Genomic DNA, 16,549 nt, shown 5'->3' on the forward strand with positions numbered 1-16,549 from the left:
CAGGCCTGGCGGACGCTTTTCCCGCCAGGCCTGCCCGGCTTTGGCCTGCCTGGGGTGCCCGTAAGGGCCCCATGTCAAATCGAGCCGGAAGCGCCCACCCCACCCCCTCTCCACCTCACCCTCACAAATCCAAAAAATGCTCCCGCACGTACTCCACGTGCCCCAGGTAATAAGCCTCGTGCCCCTCTTCTCGCTGCCGCCAGAACTCAGGCCGCTCCCGGATCATCGCGACCATGTCCTCCAACCGGGCCAACACCCGCCGCCCCATCCCCTCCACCGGCAGCCCGTACGCCCCGCAGAACAGCCCAACCCGCCTCCGCTGCTCCTCCACCCCGTACTCCGTCACCCCGAACCCCTCCTCCACCCCTCCGAACTCCGGCGAGAACGGCACCAGGCAATACGCCGTGTACGCCACGTCCCACCACCGCGGCCCAGGCCGAGCACCGTCGAAATCGAAAACCCCAACCGGCAACCCAGCCCGAAACACCATGTTGTAGGGCGCGAGATCGTTGTGGCAGATCACTTCAACGGGCGAAATCGCCGGAAACTGCCACCCCTCCACTCCCACCGCCCCCACCACCGGAACCGACGCGTCGTGCAACCGCCGCACCATCCGCGCCACCGCCACCAGCACCTCGTCCGACCGCAACTCCTCGCCCAACGGCGGGTGGCCCACCTCACCCTCCAGGTACGACAGCACCTCCCGCCCCCGCTCGTCGATCCCGTGCACCGCCGGCGAAACACCAAGCGGCGCAAGGTGTTCCAACAGCCGGTGCACGTTCGGTGTCCACGGACCGGTCGGCCTCCGCACCGTCGACCCGACCCGCACGACCTCGTTCAGCCCGCCTCCGGTGAGCGCTTCCTCATGCACGCATGACATCCTTCACCTGCGCGGATCCGCCAGACGAGAGGTTTTTCCCCAGTGGCCGAGAGCAGCAACCGCCCTGTGCTGGTAGTCGACTTCGGCGCGCAGTACGCGCAGCTGATCGCCCGGCGAGTCCGGGAGGCGCAGGTCTACTCGGAAGTCGTCCCGCACACCACCCCGGTGGCGGAACTGCTGGAACGCGACCCCGCCGCCATCGTGCTGTCCGGCGGTCCGTCGAGCGTCTACGAGCCGGGCGCGCCCCAGGTCGACCCGAAGCTGTTCGACATGAACGTCCCCGTCTTCGGCATCTGCTACGGCTTCCAGGCCATGGCGGGCGCCCTCGGCGGCACGGTGGAGCACACCGGCACCCGCGAGTACGGCCGCACCGAACTGGGCGTGCAGCACGCCGGCGGCCTGCTGCACGAGGAGCTGCCCGCCAACCACCCGGTGTGGATGAGCCACGGCGACTGCGTCACCAAGGCCCCCGAGGGCTTCACGGTCACCGCGACCAGCGAGGGCGCCCCGGTGGCCGCGTTCGAGGACACCGAACGCCGCTTCGCCGGTGTCCAGTACCACCCCGAGGTCGGGCACTCGCCGCACGGCCAGGAGGTGCTGCGCCGGTTCCTGCACGAGATCGCCGGCATCCGGCCGCAGTGGACGACGTCCTCGATCGTGGACGAGCAGGTGGCCCTCATCCGCGCGCAGGTCGGCAACGGCAAGGCGATCTGCGGCCTGTCCGGCGGCGTCGACTCCGCCGTGGCCGCCGCGCTCGTCCAGCGCGCCATCGGTGACCGCCTGACCTGCGTCTTCGTCGACCACGGCCTGTTGCGCGCGGGTGAACGGGCACAGGTCGAGCGCGACTTCGTCGCCGCGACCGGCGTCAACCTCGTCACCGTCGACGCCCGCGAGCGGTTCCTCGACGCGCTCAAGGGCGTCACCGACCCCGAGCAGAAGCGCAAGATCATCGGCCGCGAGTTCATCCGGGTCTTCGAGCAGGCCGAGCGTGACCTCAAGGCCGAGGGCGACTACCAGTTCCTGGTCCAGGGCACGCTCTACCCCGACGTGGTCGAGTCCGGTGGCGGCGCGGGCGCGGCGAACATCAAGAGCCACCACAACGTCGGCGGGCTTCCCGACGACCTCCAGTTCACGCTGGTCGAACCCCTCCGCGCGCTCTTCAAGGACGAGGTCCGCCGCGTCGGCACCGAACTGGGCCTGCCCGAGACGATCGTGCAGCGCCAGCCGTTCCCCGGCCCCGGCCTGGGCATCCGGATCATCGGCGAGGTCAACCAGGAACGCCTGGACGTCCTGCGCAAGGCCGACGCGATCGCCCGCGAGGAGCTGACCGCCGCCGGCCTCGACCGCCAGATCTGGCAGTGCCCGGTGGTGCTGCTGGCCGACGTGCGCAGCGTGGGCGTGCAGGGCGACGGCCGCACGTACGGCCACCCGGTGGTCCTGCGCCCGGTGTCCAGCGAGGACGCCATGACCGCGGACTGGACCCGGCTGCCGTACGAGGTGCTGGAGCGGATCTCGACCCGCATCACCAACGAGGTGAACGAGGTCAACCGCGTGGTCCTGGACGTGACGAGCAAGCCGCCGGGCACTATCGAGTGGGAATGACCGCGAACACGTGAAAGGCCCGTCCTCCCGGACGGGCCTTTCACTTTCTTCCCCCGAACCCTGCTACCCCCTCGCTACCGACGCCGCCGAGCTCGCTACCGACGTCGCCGAGCAGACCCCGCCAGCAACCCCAACCCGATCACCATCGCCCCTCCCGCCAACGCCCACCTCAGGTCGAGGAACTCCGGCCAGGACGCGCCGTCGGAGAGCATGTAGGCGGCCGCGACCAGGGCCGCGACCCCGAACACCAACCCCACCACGTCGACACCGCGCTTCTCGATCTGATCCTGGTCAGCCACGACTCACCTCCACCTGTCCGACTTCGCTCCGCACGTCCAGCTCGATCTTCAACCCGCCCTCGCCGTCGGCCCCGTTGTCGGTGACCTCCTGGTGCGCGCCCCTGCCGTCGGACGTCTGCCCGAGGCACTGCACGTCACCCACGTCGGCCTGGCAGGTGACCACGACGTCCGCGTTCGCGGGCACCCGGACGTGGGCGTTGCCCAGCCCGACCTCGACCTCGGTCCGCACCGACCCCGAGTTCGGCAGCGCGGTCAGGTCCAGCTGCACCTCGCCGACGCCGGTGGCGTACCGGGAGTCGACCTGCTCCACCGTCGTCGGCCGGTGCTGGTAGCTGCCGACCCGGTCCGAGTCGATCCCGTCGAAGTCGATCGAGGTGATCGCCACCCCGATCACCGACAGCGGCACGACCAGCCAGATCAGCCCGCGCCCGCCACCGCGGAACGCCCCGAGCACCATGCCCCCGCCCAGCACCGCGACCAGCAGGCCGAGGATGTGCCCGGCGTCGAACCAGTTCGAGTACGCGGACGCCACCAACGCCCCGGCCAGCACCACCATGGCGACCCCGAACGTCGCCACCCCCACCCGCGACCTGCGACGACGCACCGGCGCCGTCGTGGCCGTCGGAGCCGCCGCGACCGCCGGCTCCGGCGTCCCAGGCTCCGGCAGGTCCCATGCGAACGGCGCCGCACCCAGCGGATCCCAAGCCGGCGGCGTCACCCGCTCGGTCGTGTGCTCCTCAGCCGACACCGTGGCCTTCACCCCTTCTTCCCCCGAACCCACACCCGCACCTGCACTCACACCCGCCCCCGACGCCACACCCGCGCCCACTGGCTCACCAAAGCCCGCGACCACCTCCGGCCGGTTGAGGTGCCCCCGACCGCGGTGCAACAGGTAGATCGACCCCACCGACAGCAGCACCCCACCGACCATGGTGAAGCCGCCGTCCACGAAGAAACCGGTCGCCGGCACCACCGCGAGCCCCAGCAGCACCGTCAACGCCGTGGGCGTCGAGCTGCGGCCCCGCCCGATCAGCGACTCCGCCGCCGACACCTCGTCATCGGCCTGCGCGAGCCACAACCAGCCCAGCAGGTACACGAGCAACCCGGCGCCGTTGCACAGCGCCATGGCCACGAACGCCACCCGGACGATCACCGGGTCGATCTGGTACCGCTGGGCGATACCGGCGGCGACACCGGCGATCTTGCGACCGTCGTGAGGCCGCCTGGGCCGAGTGGCCCAGAAGTCCTTCAGCGTCTCTTCGACGCTGGCTGCGCTGATGCTCCCGCTCACAACGACAAGCTTGCTCAAACCGGGCCGCCCGCACATCGGGGGGCCACCCTGAACCGGGCATCGGGTGGAACCCTGATGACCGGCCCCGACCCGCGTGTGACCATCAACGGGTGAGTGTGGAGACGAAGGCCGTCGAGCCGGTGCGCCGCAGGCGGACCGGTCGGGTGGTCGCGGGCGTGGCCGGCGGTGTCGCCGACCACCTCGGCATCGAGGTGTTCTGGGTGCGGGCGGCGTTCGCCGCGCTGACCGCGCTCAACGGCGTCGGCGTGATCGCGTACGGCCTGCTGTGGCTGTTCGTGCCGCAACGCGCGGCCGGCGAGCCGGAACAGCCGTCGAACGCGCGGGAGCGCCAGCAGGCGCTCGGCCTCGTCGCCCTGGGCATCGCCGCGGCCGTGCTCGCCGGGCTGTTCTCCGGCCCGGTCAGCGGCTGGATCGCCGGGCCGCTCGCGGTGGCCCTGGTCGGTGCGGCCGTCGTCTGGCGCGAGGCGGACGAGGCGCAGCGCCGCCGTTGGCGGGCCGGCGCGAAGTCCGGCATCTTCGGCGGCACGGGCCGCAGCACGTTCGTGCGCGTCCTCGCGGGTGTGGCGCTCGTCGCCATCGGCATCGGCGTGCTGCTCGTCAACAGCTACGGCATCGACCAGCTCCGCTTCGCGCTGCTGGCCGTGGTCGCGACCCTCGGCGGGGTGGCGGTGCTCACCGTGCCGCTGTGGATCAAGCTGATCAACGACCTGGGCGAGGAGCGCCGGGTCCGCATCCGCACCGAGGAACGCGCCGAGATCGCCGCCCACCTGCACGACTCCGTGCTCCAGACCCTCGCCCTGATCCAGAAGCAGGCCGAGCAGCCGCGCGAGGTCAAGCGCCTGGCGCGCGGCCAGGAGCGGCAGCTGCGGGAGTGGCTGTACGGGCGGGTGGTGGAGGACAACAACGAGCCGACCACGGTGTCCGCCGCGATCGCGAAGGCCTCTGGCGAGGTCGAGGACAGCTTCGCGCTGGCCGTGCAGCAGGTCGTGGTCGGCGACTGCGTCCTCGACCCGAACCTGTACGCGCTCGTGCAGGCCTCACGGGAGGCGATGGTCAACGCGGCCAAGCACGCGGGCGTCGGCGAGATCAGCGTGTACGGCGAGGTCGAGCCCGAACGGGTGACGGTGTTCGTCCGCGATCGGGGCAAGGGCTTCGACCCGGAGACCGTGCCGGAGGACCGGCATGGCCTTGCGGACTCGATTGGGGGGAGGATGGACCGGCACGGCGGCGAAGTCCGGATCCGCACCCGACTGGGTGAGGGCACGGAGGTGCAGCTGATGATGCCGAGGAAGACCGCAGACAAGCGAGAGACGGGGGCCAGGACATGACCGTTCGGGTGTTCCTGGTGGACGACCACGCGTTGTTCCGCGCCGGGGTGCGGGCCGAGCTGGACTCGATCACCGACGAGATCGAGGTCGTCGGCGAGGCCGGTTCGGTCGGCGAGGCGGTCGCGGGCATCGGGCACCACCGCCCGGACGTGGTGCTGCTCGACGTCCACATGCCCGACGGCGGTGGCGCGGAGGTGCTGCGGCAGGTGCGCACGGCGTTGCCGGAGGTGGTGTTCCTGGCGCTGTCGGTGTCCGACGCCGCCGAGGACGTCATCGCGGTCATCCGCGCCGGTGCGCGCGGGTACGTGACGAAGACCATCTCCAGCCAGGAGCTGGTGCGCGCGGTGGTGCGCGTCTCGGAGGGCGACGCGGTGTTCAGCCCCAGGCTGGCCGGGTTCGTGCTGGACGCGTTCGCCGACCGACCGGGTGCGGCGCCGATCAGCGACCCGGAGCTGGACCTGCTGACCCCGCGCGAGCGCGACGTGCTGCGGCTGCTGGCGCGTGGTTACGCGTACAAGGAGATCGCGTCGGAGCTGTTCATCTCGGTGAAGACGGTCGAGACCCACGTGTCGAGCGTGCTGCGCAAGACCCAGCTGTCGAACCGCTACGAGCTGTCCCGCTGGGCGTCCGACCGCCGCTTGGTCTAGGGACCGACTGCTCTGGGAATCGACGGCTCTAGGGATCGACGGCTCTAGGGATCGAGCAGGCCCGACCGGACGATCAGCAGCCTGCCCTCGGTGTGCTCCAGCACGAGCTGGTAGCGCTCGGTCGTCTCGGCACCCGCCTGGATGAACGTCACCTGCACGTCCACCAGGAACCGGCTGGGCGACAGCGCCACGGCCTGGATCCCCTCCGCCCGCACCTGGTCGTACTGGCCCCAGGTCTGCTGGTAGTCCGCGAACGTGGGCCGGAAGACCGTGGCGAGGTTCTGGTAGGCGGCGTCGGGGTTCTCGGGCAGGGCCTCGTAGTGCCTGCGCACGAGCTCTGCCGCGTCCTCCTGCGTGTACGCGGGCTGCTGCGGCGCCACCTCGTACGTCGTCCTCCACGGCTGGAAGTACGCGGTGGCGGCTCCACCGGCGACCAGCAGCACGGCCGCCACGATGGCGGGCACGAGCCAACGGCGCCGCGCACGTGCCGCGGTCGGCTCGGCCGGCGGCTCGACCGCCTCCGCCGCGGTCGGCTCGGCCAGCAGGTCGACGGCCTCCGCCGCCGTCGGCCGGACTTGCGGGTCGGTGTCGAGCATCCTGGTCAGCAGGGCGGTGAGGTCACCTGACCGGGTCGGGGGCTCCACCTTGCCCGCGGCGGCGCGGTACAGCAGGCCGAAGCTGTTGTCGCTGGTCCCGTACGGCGACTGACCCTCGATCGCCGCGTACAGCGTCGCGCCAAGCGAGAACACGTCCGACGCCTGGGACGGCTGCTCGCCCCTCGCCACCTCGGGCGCCAGGTACGCCGGGGTGCCGGTGATCATGCCGCTGTCGGTGAGCGTGCCGTCACCCGCCGCACGTGAGATGCCGAAATCCGTCAACTTCACCGAGCCGTCGTGCCCGATCAGCACGTTCGACGGCTTCACGTCCCGGTGCACGATGCCCGCCGCGTGGGCCGCGGCCAGCGCCGCCGCCACCCGACCGCCGATCCGGGCCGCCTCGTCCGGGCTCACCCCGCCCCGTCCGGCCAGCAGCCCGGCCAGGCTGCGCGAGGGCAGGTACTCCATGACCAGCCAGGGCCGGTCGTCCTCCACCACCACGTCGAACACGGAGATCGCGTCGGGGTGTTGCAGCCGGGCCGCGTTGCGCGCCTCGCGCATCGCCCGCGCCCTGGCCACCTCGACCTCGCCGGCCGTCAGGTCCGGCCACCGCAGCTGCTTGACCGCCACCTCGCGGTCCAGCAGCTCGTCCCGCGCCCGCCAGACGACGCCCATCGCGCCGCTGCCGATCCGCTCGACCAGCGCGTACCGGCCGCCGACCGTGCCGATCCCCGTTCCTGTCCCCCCGGACTCCGCCACGCCAAGCAGGTTAGGCGATGACGTCAGTTGGTCGAGACCAACTTGGCCAGCTCGCGGTCGAAGTCGATCCACAGGTCCTCCTCGCCGGGCTGGACCACGTCGTAGGTGAGGTCCAGGAACTCGGCGATGTCCTCGGCGTCGGCGGACAGGATGGCGAAGCCCGTGGGGGCGTTCAGCTCGACCAGCACCCGCTCCGGGTCGTCGGCGGCCGGCCGGACCAGGATGTCGCCCTCGCCGGACGAGGTCAGCAGGCCGTCCGCGAGCAGGTCGCGCGCGAAGATCCACTCGACCTTGCCCTGTCCGGTGTGGAACAGCACGGCTACCGCGTACGGGTCCTCCGGTTCGTAGTGGAGCTCGGCCTCCACCGGTGCCGGGGCCACGCCCGGGACGAGGAGGTGGAACGTCGTCGTGATGGTGATGCTCTCGTTGCTCATGTCCTGTGGGTTCCCTTCCGGAGTCGTCCCTTTCATGTGAGGAGACGTCCGACAGGGCGAATCGGGACGTGGTTCGCCTGAACACCACGCGATCGGGGGAGACCTGAGTCTCAAGTCCACCCGTTTGCCCAGCAGCCGTGTCTCAGTTGGCCGCAGGGGCCGGCGCACCGCACCCGGACCGCCGCCACGCCGCCGCCATACCGGCGAGTAACACTGCGTTATCGCAGGTCACTTGTGCGTAGTCACCGGCTCCTCGACGAGCGGCACGATCGCCGTCGCGGGCTGCTTGCGGGTCAGGGCGACGCCGACGAGGACCACCACCATGCCGATCACGACGCGGAAGTTGAGCGCTTCGCCGAGGAACACCGCGCCCAGCAGCACCGAGACCACGGGCAGCAGGTAGCCGACCATCGTGGCGTTGGTCGCGCCCTCGTCCTCGATGACGCGGTAGTTGAGCACGAACGCCACGCCCGTCCCGAACACGCCCAGGATCGCCACGGCCACCAGCGGCTGCCACGACAGGTGCACCGGCTGCAACCCCGCCACCGGCACCACGACCGCCGTCATGCCCGCCGCGGCCACCAGTTGCGACGAGGAGATCTGCATCGGGGTCAGGCCGCGGCCGGACACCTTGCGGCCGATGTAGGCGTAGCTGACCGCGTAGGACGCCGCGGCGGCCAGGCACGCGAGCGCGCCCCAACTGGCCAGCCCGGCCTGCTGCCACGGGGCGAAGATGAGCAGCACGCCGGCGAACCCGAGCGCCAGGCCGGCGAACCGCGCCGCGTTGCGCTGCCGCTCCGTGCCCATGACCAGGCCGATGCCCAGCGCCCACAGCGGCGTGGTGGCGTTGAGCACACCGGCGACGCCGGAGTCCACCGTCTGCTCACCCAGTGCGAACAACGCGAACGGCACCGCGCTGCCGAAGAACGCGGCGAAGCCGAGGTGCAGCCAGGACGCCCTGTCCCGCGGCAGCCGCTGCCTGCTCCAGTGGACGAGCGCGACCAGCACCAGCGCGCCGAGGGCGGTGCGGGTGAGCGTGATCTGGATCGGCGAGAGGCCGGTGAGTGCGATCTTGATCCACAGGAAGCTGGAACCCCAGAGCAGGGCCAGGACACCCATCCTGATCAGCGTGCCAGGCTTGTTCACCAGGCCACTTTGCGGGATGACGAAGCATCAGCACAAGTGAATAGAACTGCACGAGCTTTAAGCTCAGCTGTAGTGTTGCGCCATGTTGGACGTGCGACGCATGCAGGTGCTCCGGGCCGTGGTGACCACCGGCTCCATCACCGCCGCGGCGGTGAACCTCGGGTACACGCCCTCGGCCGTCAGCCAGCAGGTGTCCGCCCTGGAGAAGCAGGCCGGCCTGCCGCTGCTGGACCGGGTCGGGCGGGGCGTGCGGCCGACGCACGCGGGTCGGCTGCTCACCGAACACGCCGCGCACATCACCGACCGGCTGGTCGAGGCGGAGGCGGCGCTCGCGGACCTCCGTGCGGGCCGCACCGGGCGGCTGCGGGTGCGCTACTTCGCCACCGCGGGCGCGGCCCTCGTGCCGCCCGCCGTGGCCCTGTTCCGGACCAAGCACGCCGAGGTGCAGCTCGACCTGAAGCTCACCGAGCCGGACGACCCGGTGGTCGAGGTGGAGGCGGGTCGGGCCGACGTGGCCATCGTGGTGCACCACCGGGACAGCGAGCCGCCGCGCGGCGTGCGCCTCGTGCACCTGCTGGACGACCGGTACCTGGCCGTGCTGCCGCGCGGCCACGAGCTGACCCGCAAGCGGGTGCTCGACCTCGCGGACCTGGCCGAGGAGCAGTGGGTGGACGCCGTGACGCCGCCCGGACCGTGCCGGGCCATCGTGCTCGACGCCTGCGCGGCCGCCGGGTTCGCGCCCAACGTCGTGGTGGAGGCCGACGACTACCCGACCGCGCAGGGGTTCGTCGCGGCCGGGCTGGGCGTCACCATCGTGCCCAAGCTCGGCCTCGGGGTGGTCAACCCCGGCGTGGTGATCCGCAAGCTGCGCCACCCGGAGCCGACCAGGACCATCTGCGCCGCGATCCGCGAGGACGGCCTGCGCTCACCCGCCGTGGTGAGCCTGCTGGAGGCCCTGAAGGCCTCCACCGGCTGACCGCGCACCCAGGACCGGGACGCTCAGCCGAGCTTCTGCTCGCCGTCGATGTAGATGCCCTGGTTCTCCCACTTCAGGATGATCAGCTTGCGCTCGGTGTTGATCGCGCCTTCCTTCATCTGGTAGGCGATGTCGACCTCGTACGCGTACGGCGAGTTCATCCGCACGCCCTTCAGGTCGACCGCCTTCACCGACTTCCACCAGCCCTCGTAGGCGCCCGCACCGCCGGCCGCGGCCTGCATCTTGGCGGTCAACCGGCCGAAGCCCTCGTCCACGTGGTCCGGCAGCAGGCCGAAGTAGTCGCGGACCGCCTGCTCCTGCTGCTCGGGCGTCGGTTCGACGGTGATCTTGGTGGCCGGCGTGCTCGGCCTCTTCGACGGCGTGACCGACGCCTCGCCGCCCGCTTCACGCGCCGTGGTCGACGTCGTGGAGCCGGCCTGGTTGTTGCCCGGGTCGCCGTTGGACAGCATGCTCGCCAGCAGGATGCCCACGACCGCCGCACCCGCGATGGCGAGCGCGGTGAGCACCGCGGACCGCTTGCTCTTCATCGGACCGCCGGCCGGTCTCGACGCGCCGAGCGGACGGGCGGGCGGCGGTGGCGGGTTGTGCTTGGTCGGCCGCTGCGGCGCGGGCGGCGCGGGCGTCGGCGCGGCCGCCACCCGGGTCGCGGAGTGCGGCGGGGTGCCCGGTGCGGCCTGCGAGCCGTGCTGGCCGGCCGGGGTCAGCGCCCGGGTCGGCTGGGCCTGCACGGGCGCGCCCTGCCACGACGGCGGGTGGCTCTGCGGCAGCGCCACGGGGAAGTCGGGTGCGGTCCGACCCGCCGCCACCGCGGCCAGCGCCTCGCGGGCCTCGGCCATGGTCGGCCGGTCCTCCGGCTCGGCGCGCAGCAGGCGCATCAGCAGTGCGGTCAGCGGGCCGGCCTGCTTCGGCGGCACCACCTTGCCCGACGCGACCTGGTGCAGCAGCGCGATGGTGTTCTCGTTCAGGCCGAACGGCGGCGCGCCCTCGATCGCCGCGTACAGCGTCGAACCCAGCGAGAACACGTCCGAGGGCGGGCCGGGGTCGTACCCCTTGGCGACCTCGGGCGCGAGGTAGGCGGGCGTGCCCGCGAGCATCCCGGTGGCGGTGACCGTGACGTCGCCGGTGGCCCGGGAGATGCCGAAGTCGGTGATCTTCACCGTGCCGTCGTTGCCGAGCAGGATGTTGCCCGGCTTGATGTCGCGGTGCACGATCCCGGCGTTGTGCGCGGCGGCGAGCGCGGAGGCGACCTGCGAGCCGATCGACGCCACGTCCCGCGGCGGCAGCGTGCCGCGCTCGGACAGCGCCGTGGACAGGCTCTTGGACGGCAGGTACTCCATCACCAGCCACGGTTGGCCGTCGTCCTCCGCCACGTCGTACACCGCGATCGCGTGCGGGTGCTGCAAGCGGGCCGCGATCCGGCCCTCGCGCATGGCGCGGCGCTTCGCCTCGTCCGTGTCGGCCTCGGCCAGCCCCGGCTGGAGCAGCAGCTGCTTGACCGCGACGGTGCGGTGCAGTCGTTCGTCGTGCGCCTGCCAGACGATGCCCATCGCACCGCTGCCGATCCGCCGGCCAAGTCGGTAGCGGCCGGCAACCAGGCGGCCATCGTCGCTCACGGCGTGCTCCCAGTAGCTGCTAGGGCTTCATTCAGTGGCGAACGACAAGACGCCACTAGGACAAGAACGTTGCGTCACCCGATCGGGTTCGGCACCACCATACGAGGTTCACTAGCCCCCCGGTGCCACCGTGGTGGTCGTGGTGGCCGGTGGCGTCGTCGTCGGGTTCGCCGAACTGACCGGGGGCGGGGTGGTGGTCGTGGTGGTCGTGGTCGTCGTCGTGGTGGTCGTGGTGGTCGGCTGCTGCGTCGTCGTGGTCGGCTCGACCGTGACCGTCTGCGTCTCCACGGTGGTCGTGGGCGCGGGCGTGGTGGTCGTGGTGGTCGGCTTGGCCGAGGACGAGCTCGTCTCGCCCACCGGCGGCGTGACCGGGTCCTTGCCGCCGAACCAGTCCAGCGCCACCGCCAGGAAGCCGAGCAGCAGGATGGCGCCCAGCACCACGGCGGCGATCACCAGCGGCCGGTTGTCCGTCCGCGTGGGCGGCACGGCGACCGGCGTGGCGCCGCCCGTCGAACGCGGACCGGGCCGCACCACGCGGGTGCGGTCGGCGTCCAGGAGGGCCGTGGCGCCCGCGGGCACCGGCGCGAACCCCGGCGAGCTGGCCGGCAGCAGGCCGGTCAGGCTGGGGTTGCGGCCGTGCGCGACCGCGCTGAGCATGTCGCGGGCCTGCGCCATGGTCGGCCGGTCGGCCGGGTCGTAGTTGAGCAGCCGCAGCAGCACGTCGGTCAGCGGGTGGTCGACCGTCGGCGGGTTGATCCGCCCCGCCGCGACGGCGTGCAGCACGCCCAGGGTGTTCTCCGACAGCCCGAACGGCGGCTCGCCCTCGACCGCCGCGTACAGCGTCGAGCCGAGCGAGAACACGTCCGAGGCGGGCGACGGGTCCTGGCCGCGCGCGATCTCCGGCGCCAGGTAGGCGGGCGTGCCCGCGATCAGGCCGGTCTTGGTGACCGTGACGTCGTCGCTGGCCCGGGAGATGCCGAAGTCGGTGATCTTGACCAGGCCGTTGTCGGCGAGCAGCACGTTGCCGGGCTTGACGTCCCGGTGCACGATCCCGGCGGTGTGCGCGGCGGCCAGCGCGGCGGCGGCCTGCATGCCGATCTGGGCCACCTCGACGGGGTCCAGCGGGCCGTGCTCGGCCATCGTGTCGGCCAGGCTGTAGGACTGGAGGTACTCCATGACCAGGCACGGAGCGCCGTTCTCCTCCACCACGTCGTAGACGGCGATGGCGTTGGGGTGGTGCAGCTTGGCGGCGATGCGGCCCTCGCGCATGGCGCGCTGGATCGCCTCGTCCTGCTCGCGCTCGTCGAGGCTCGGCGCCAGCAGCAGTTGCTTGATCGCCACGATCCGGCCCAGGCGCTCGTCCTGGGCGCGCCACACGATGCCCATCGCACCGCTGCCGATCCGGTCGAGGAAGCGGTAGCGCTCGGCGATGACGCGCTCGTCGTTGCTCACCGGGCCACCTCGCTGGGGCGCTGCGTGACCGCGGCAAGGGCAGCAGGTCTCACGCTCGGGCTCCTCGTCGTGCGGATCGGTGCGCGGAACAGGCTAGGCCACCGCTCGCCCACAGAGCCTACCCCGGCCGTGACTACGCCTTTCGAGCCGTTGCGCAGGTCACGTGAGCCGAGGGGTGACCGGGAAGGGATACCTGATACCGGCCCGTAAGGACACCCGTTCGCACGAAGATCGCCAGTTTTGCGGCCGAACGGGCTAACTGCCTGGTGGGTCACCCGATCGTGGGCACGAGTCCTGCGCGGAGGCGGCGCGGGGCGGGCGCCCGGACGTCGCGAACCCGCCGCTCGGGCACGCCGAGCGGCGGGTTCCGGACACGTCGGTGGAACGGTCAGCCGGCCGGGGCGAAGAAGTCGAACCCGCCGAGCGGGTTCAGGATCCGACCCAGGTCGAGGTCCAGGCCGAGGCCCGAGTCGCCGTCGTCGGACGGCGGGGTGCTCGGGTTGGACGAGGACGGCGGCGTGCTGGACGGCGGCGTGGTGGACGACGGCGGCTGCGAGCTGTCGCTCGGCGGCGCGGGGGTCGTGCTGCTCGGCGGCGGCGGGGTCGTCGTCTGCTGGCCGCTGCTCGGGCTCGTCGTCTGCGTGCTCGTCGCGGCCTGCTGCTGCGTCGTCGTGGTCGTGGTCGTCGTCTGCTGCTGCGTCGCGGGGCGCGGGGCGCGCTGGGTCGTCGTCTCCGGCGCCTGCTCGGTCTGCTCGGGCGTCGTCGTGGTGGTCTCGGCCTGCGCCTGCTGCTGGGCGGCGGCCGCCGCGCCGAGGTCCTTGGTGAGGGTGTTGGTGGCCCGAGCGGCCGGGCGGGCGTCGAAGCGCACCTCCGCCGGCGGGCGCTCGTCCGGGGACGACAGCAGGTTGGTGGCGGTGAACGCGACCGTGCCGGCGAGCACCACGCCGCCGCCGGCCATCGCGACGAGCTTCGGCACGGAGAACCCGCCGCCGCGCTCTTCTTCACCGGCGCGGCCCTCGCGGCGCAGCAGTTCGGTGACGTGCAGCTCGCGGCCCGAGAGGTTCGTCGTCGCGGCCGCGGCCGACAGCGCCGCGACCGAGAAGCGCACGGTCTCCTCGTCGTCCTCGGTGCTCCGTCTGGCAGGTCGTGCACCTGCCCCGCCGACTGCTGTCCGGCTACCGGCCTCGCCACCTGCCGTCCGGTGACCAGCTTGGCCGCCAGCCGTCCGGCGACCAGCTTCGCCGCCAGCTGTCCGGTGACCAGCTTCGCCGACTGCCGTCCGATTGCCGGCTTCGCCGGCGGTGATCCGCGGGATCGGCTGCGTCTCCGCCTCGCGCCTGGCGAGCAGGTCGGCGACCGACAGCTTGGCCGTCGACCCGTCCTGCCGACGGCGTTTGTCGTCGTTCGACACCGCTGGACACCCTTTCCCGGAGAGAGCAATGCGCTACTGACCGGGACCATGGATACCGAATCGTGACCGTCTACGTAACCCCTTTGAGTGAAGTTTCCTGCGGGGTGAGGGGGTAATTGAACGCACAGTGAACAGCTGAGGTGCGATCGCTACGCTGCGTCAGCCCCGTTGGGCCGATAGGACTTCGGTGGCGACGATGCGCGGAACGCTCGTGTCGGTCAACCGGAAGAGCTGTTCGACGCGGATCCACCGACCGGTGCGCTCCTGCATCGACACCACCGCGAGCACCGCGCCGTCCGGCCGCAGCCGGGTCGACTCGATGGTGATCGCCTGCACGTGGTCCCAGGAGTCGACGAAGTCGCGCGCGTCGCCGCCGAGCAGCTCCGGCGACAGCAGCCGGGACGCGTCCGCGGGCTTGGCCGGCAGCAGCTCGAAGAACCGCCGCACGACGTCGACCTGCGGTTCCGGCCCGGCGTTCACCTGGGGCGGCGGCACCATGACCGGCGATTGCTGCGGCGCGGCCGCGGCCGGTGGCACGGCCTGCCGCGCCGGGGCAGGCAGCCGGTCGGACCGATCGCCGCCCAGTTCCGCGGACAGCAGATCCGGCCGCAACGCGGACGACCCGCTGATCGCCGCGGGCGGTTCGACCCGCGGCTGGTCGGGACCGGCGGGGCGGTTGCCCGCCAGGACCGAGGCGGCGGCGATCGAGCCGAACAGCACGATCGCCCCGGTGGCCACACCGGCGAGCTTCGCCGCGCGGGTCGATCCCCGCCCGGGCGGCCTCGGGTCGGTCTGGGCACCCGGTGGATAGGCAACCGGGCTCGGCTCGGCAGCCAGGCCAGGGGTGGTGGCCTGGTCGCGGGTCCGGATCCGCACCGGTGTCGGCTGTTTCCTGATCAGCTCCGCCACCGTGACCGAACCCGCGCGGTTGTGCCTGCGACCGCTAGTCGTAGGGCGCTGCACTGGCGACTCCCTCGTCGTGTCGTCGCCAAGACTCGTACCGTGGGGGCGAACGGGAATCCAGCTCAGCGCGGGACTTCACTCGTTCGTGGCGACCAGTGGTCAAAACCGGTCGCTCGAACGGGCGAAGGACTACGGAACGGCGCGCCGCGCGGGTGCGGTCGCACGTCCCGTCGCGGGCCGCTCTTCGTCGATCAGCGGCACGCCGGTCGTGGTGAACACCAGCTCGCGCTTCTGCGTGGTGGTGGACCCGTCCTTGCGCGTCACCTGCAACGTGCTGACCGTGACGGCCCGGGCCGGGTCCACGGTGATCTCCCGCACCTCGATCAGCGACACGTCGGCGAAGTCCTCGCCGAGCAGCGCCTCACCGGTGATCCGGAACGTGTCGGAGACCAGCGTCAACGCGCTGTCCGAGTTCGCCGCCACCTCTTCGTAGAACAACTCGGTGTTCACCGCGATCGTGTCCGCGTCCACCACCGGCCCCGACTCCGCGGGGACCGTGGTGACGTGGGCGGACGTCTCCGGACCCGCGAGGCCGGCGGTCCGCCCGACGGGCGAGCTGCCGCCCGCGGAGGTGCGCTCCCCGGTGGCCGCGGCCAGGCCGTTCGCCACCGCCTCGGCGGGCACCCGACGCACGGTCGGGGTGGCCGAGGGCGGCGGAGTGGTCAGGAAGCCGGTCAGCAGCGGCACGTCGGTCGGGTAGCCGGGCAGCCCGATGCGCTCGGTCGGGCTGTTCGAGCCGACCAGGTTGGCCGCCGCGACCGCAAGGCCGACCAGGACGCCCGCCGAGGACAGCACGGCGAACCAGGCGGCCCGCTTCCACGTCCGGGGTGGCGTCACCGAGGCGGGTACCAGGCCGATGTTGAACTTGCGCAGGCCCACCGGGTCGGTGTCGAGGAACGGGTCCTGCGGAGGGGGCGGCTCGGGTGGTGGCTTCAGCGGGCGCACCACCGCGCGTTGGAGCGGTGCGCCCTCCAGCTCGCCGCCCACGGGCAGCCAGATCGCCGCCCCGTCCTCCAGCCGATGCCGGCCCGACCGTTCCGGTTCCCCGATGTCCATGCTGTGCAGACCCCTCCCGCGCACGGGCCTGACGGCCCTCGCGGTCTTTCCACC

At 72.0% G+C, this 16,549-nt stretch carries 16 protein-coding genes; 5 read left to right on the top strand and 11 right to left on the bottom strand.

Annotation, left to right across the window (positions count from 1 at the left end; translation table 11 throughout):
* Positions 1-121: 121 nt before the first annotated feature.
* Positions 122-871, bottom strand: coding sequence for a phosphotransferase (locus tag ACYVLT_RS16790; RefSeq protein WP_461121141.1), 750 nt, complete (start codon positions 869-871; stop codon positions 122-124).
* 51 nt (positions 872-922) lie between these two features.
* On the opposite strand from ACYVLT_RS16790, the gene guaA reads away from it, so the two are divergent.
* Positions 923-2,482 (top strand): glutamine-hydrolyzing GMP synthase, encoded by a 1,560-nt coding sequence (gene guaA, locus ACYVLT_RS16795; protein ID WP_461121142.1) that lies wholly within the window; start codon positions 923-925, stop codon positions 2,480-2,482.
* A 95-nt stretch (positions 2,483-2,577) separates the two neighbouring features.
* Here guaA and ACYVLT_RS16800 read toward each other — a convergent pair whose 3' ends face one another.
* Complete coding sequence (locus ACYVLT_RS16800; RefSeq protein WP_461121143.1) at positions 2,578-2,781, bottom strand: hypothetical protein; 204 nt, start codon at positions 2,779-2,781, stop codon at positions 2,578-2,580.
* On the bottom strand, positions 2,774-4,072 hold the full coding sequence (locus ACYVLT_RS16805) for a PspC domain-containing protein (protein ID WP_461121144.1): 1,299 nt from the start codon (positions 4,070-4,072) through the stop codon (positions 2,774-2,776). Before ACYVLT_RS16805 ends, ACYVLT_RS16800 begins: the two co-directional genes overlap by 8 nt.
* Positions 4,073-4,182: 110 nt before the next feature.
* Between ACYVLT_RS16805 and ACYVLT_RS16810 the strand changes: the two genes are divergently transcribed.
* Positions 4,183-5,421 (top strand): ATP-binding protein, encoded by a 1,239-nt coding sequence (locus ACYVLT_RS16810; RefSeq protein ID WP_461121145.1) that lies wholly within the window; start codon positions 4,183-4,185, stop codon positions 5,419-5,421.
* Positions 5,418-6,068: a response regulator gene (locus ACYVLT_RS16815; RefSeq protein ID WP_053721568.1), complete on the top strand. Its 651-nt coding sequence runs from the start codon at positions 5,418-5,420 to the stop codon at positions 6,066-6,068. Before ACYVLT_RS16810 ends, ACYVLT_RS16815 begins: the two co-directional genes overlap by 4 nt.
* 44 nt (positions 6,069-6,112) lie before the next feature.
* On the opposite strand, the gene ACYVLT_RS16820 is transcribed toward ACYVLT_RS16815, so the two are convergent.
* The 3 genes from ACYVLT_RS16820 to ACYVLT_RS16830 form a co-directional block, all read right to left on the bottom strand.
* The gene (locus ACYVLT_RS16820) at positions 6,113-7,423 is read right to left on the bottom strand and encodes a serine/threonine-protein kinase (protein ID WP_461121146.1); all 1,311 of its coding nucleotides are present in this window, start codon (positions 7,421-7,423) and stop codon (positions 6,113-6,115) included.
* Between the two features lie 23 nt (positions 7,424-7,446).
* Entirely contained in the window at positions 7,447-7,857 is a 411-nt protein-coding gene (locus ACYVLT_RS16825; protein ID WP_360464368.1) for an SsgA family sporulation/cell division regulator, read from the bottom strand.
* A gap of 228 nt (positions 7,858-8,085) precedes the next feature.
* A complete protein-coding gene (locus ACYVLT_RS16830; protein WP_461122226.1) occupies positions 8,086-8,976 on the bottom strand; it encodes a DMT family transporter in 891 nt (296 codons plus the stop codon).
* Positions 8,977-9,085: 109 nt separating this feature from the next.
* Between ACYVLT_RS16830 and ACYVLT_RS16835 the strand changes: the two genes are divergently transcribed.
* Positions 9,086-9,979 carry a LysR family transcriptional regulator gene (locus ACYVLT_RS16835; protein WP_461121147.1) on the top strand — a complete coding sequence of 298 codons (894 nt, stop codon included), beginning with the start codon at positions 9,086-9,088 and terminating at the stop codon, positions 9,977-9,979.
* Positions 9,980-10,002: 23 nt separating this feature from the next.
* Here the strand turns inward: ACYVLT_RS16835 and ACYVLT_RS16840 are convergent, their stop codons facing one another.
* From ACYVLT_RS16840 to ACYVLT_RS16850, 3 genes are all read right to left on the bottom strand, one after another.
* The gene (locus ACYVLT_RS16840; protein ID WP_461121148.1) at positions 10,003-11,613 is read right to left on the bottom strand and encodes a serine/threonine-protein kinase; all 1,611 of its coding nucleotides are present in this window, start codon (positions 11,611-11,613) and stop codon (positions 10,003-10,005) included.
* A 111-nt stretch (positions 11,614-11,724) separates the two neighbouring features.
* Positions 11,725-13,065, bottom strand: a complete 1,341-nt coding sequence (locus ACYVLT_RS16845; RefSeq protein ID WP_461121149.1) for a serine/threonine-protein kinase — start codon at positions 13,063-13,065, stop codon at positions 11,725-11,727.
* A gap of 388 nt (positions 13,066-13,453) precedes the next feature.
* Positions 13,454-14,173 carry a hypothetical protein gene (locus ACYVLT_RS16850; protein ID WP_461121150.1) on the bottom strand — a complete coding sequence of 240 codons (720 nt, stop codon included), beginning with the start codon at positions 14,171-14,173 and terminating at the stop codon, positions 13,454-13,456.
* 93 nt (positions 14,174-14,266) lie between these two features.
* Between ACYVLT_RS16850 and ACYVLT_RS16855 the strand changes: the two genes are divergently transcribed.
* Complete coding sequence (locus ACYVLT_RS16855) at positions 14,267-14,542, top strand: hypothetical protein (protein WP_461121151.1); 276 nt, start codon at positions 14,267-14,269, stop codon at positions 14,540-14,542.
* A gap of 93 nt (positions 14,543-14,635) precedes the next feature.
* On the opposite strand, the gene ACYVLT_RS16860 is transcribed toward ACYVLT_RS16855, so the two are convergent.
* Both ACYVLT_RS16860 and ACYVLT_RS16865 read right to left on the bottom strand, forming a co-directional pair.
* Positions 14,636-15,214, bottom strand: coding sequence for a hypothetical protein (locus tag ACYVLT_RS16860; RefSeq protein ID WP_461121152.1), 579 nt, complete (start codon positions 15,212-15,214; stop codon positions 14,636-14,638).
* Positions 15,215-15,568: 354 nt separating this feature from the next.
* A complete protein-coding gene (locus tag ACYVLT_RS16865) occupies positions 15,569-16,495 on the bottom strand; it encodes a hypothetical protein (RefSeq protein ID WP_461121153.1) in 927 nt (308 codons plus the stop codon).
* Between the last annotated feature and the right edge of the window lie 54 nt (positions 16,496-16,549).

The organism is Saccharothrix stipae (assembly GCF_054781895.1).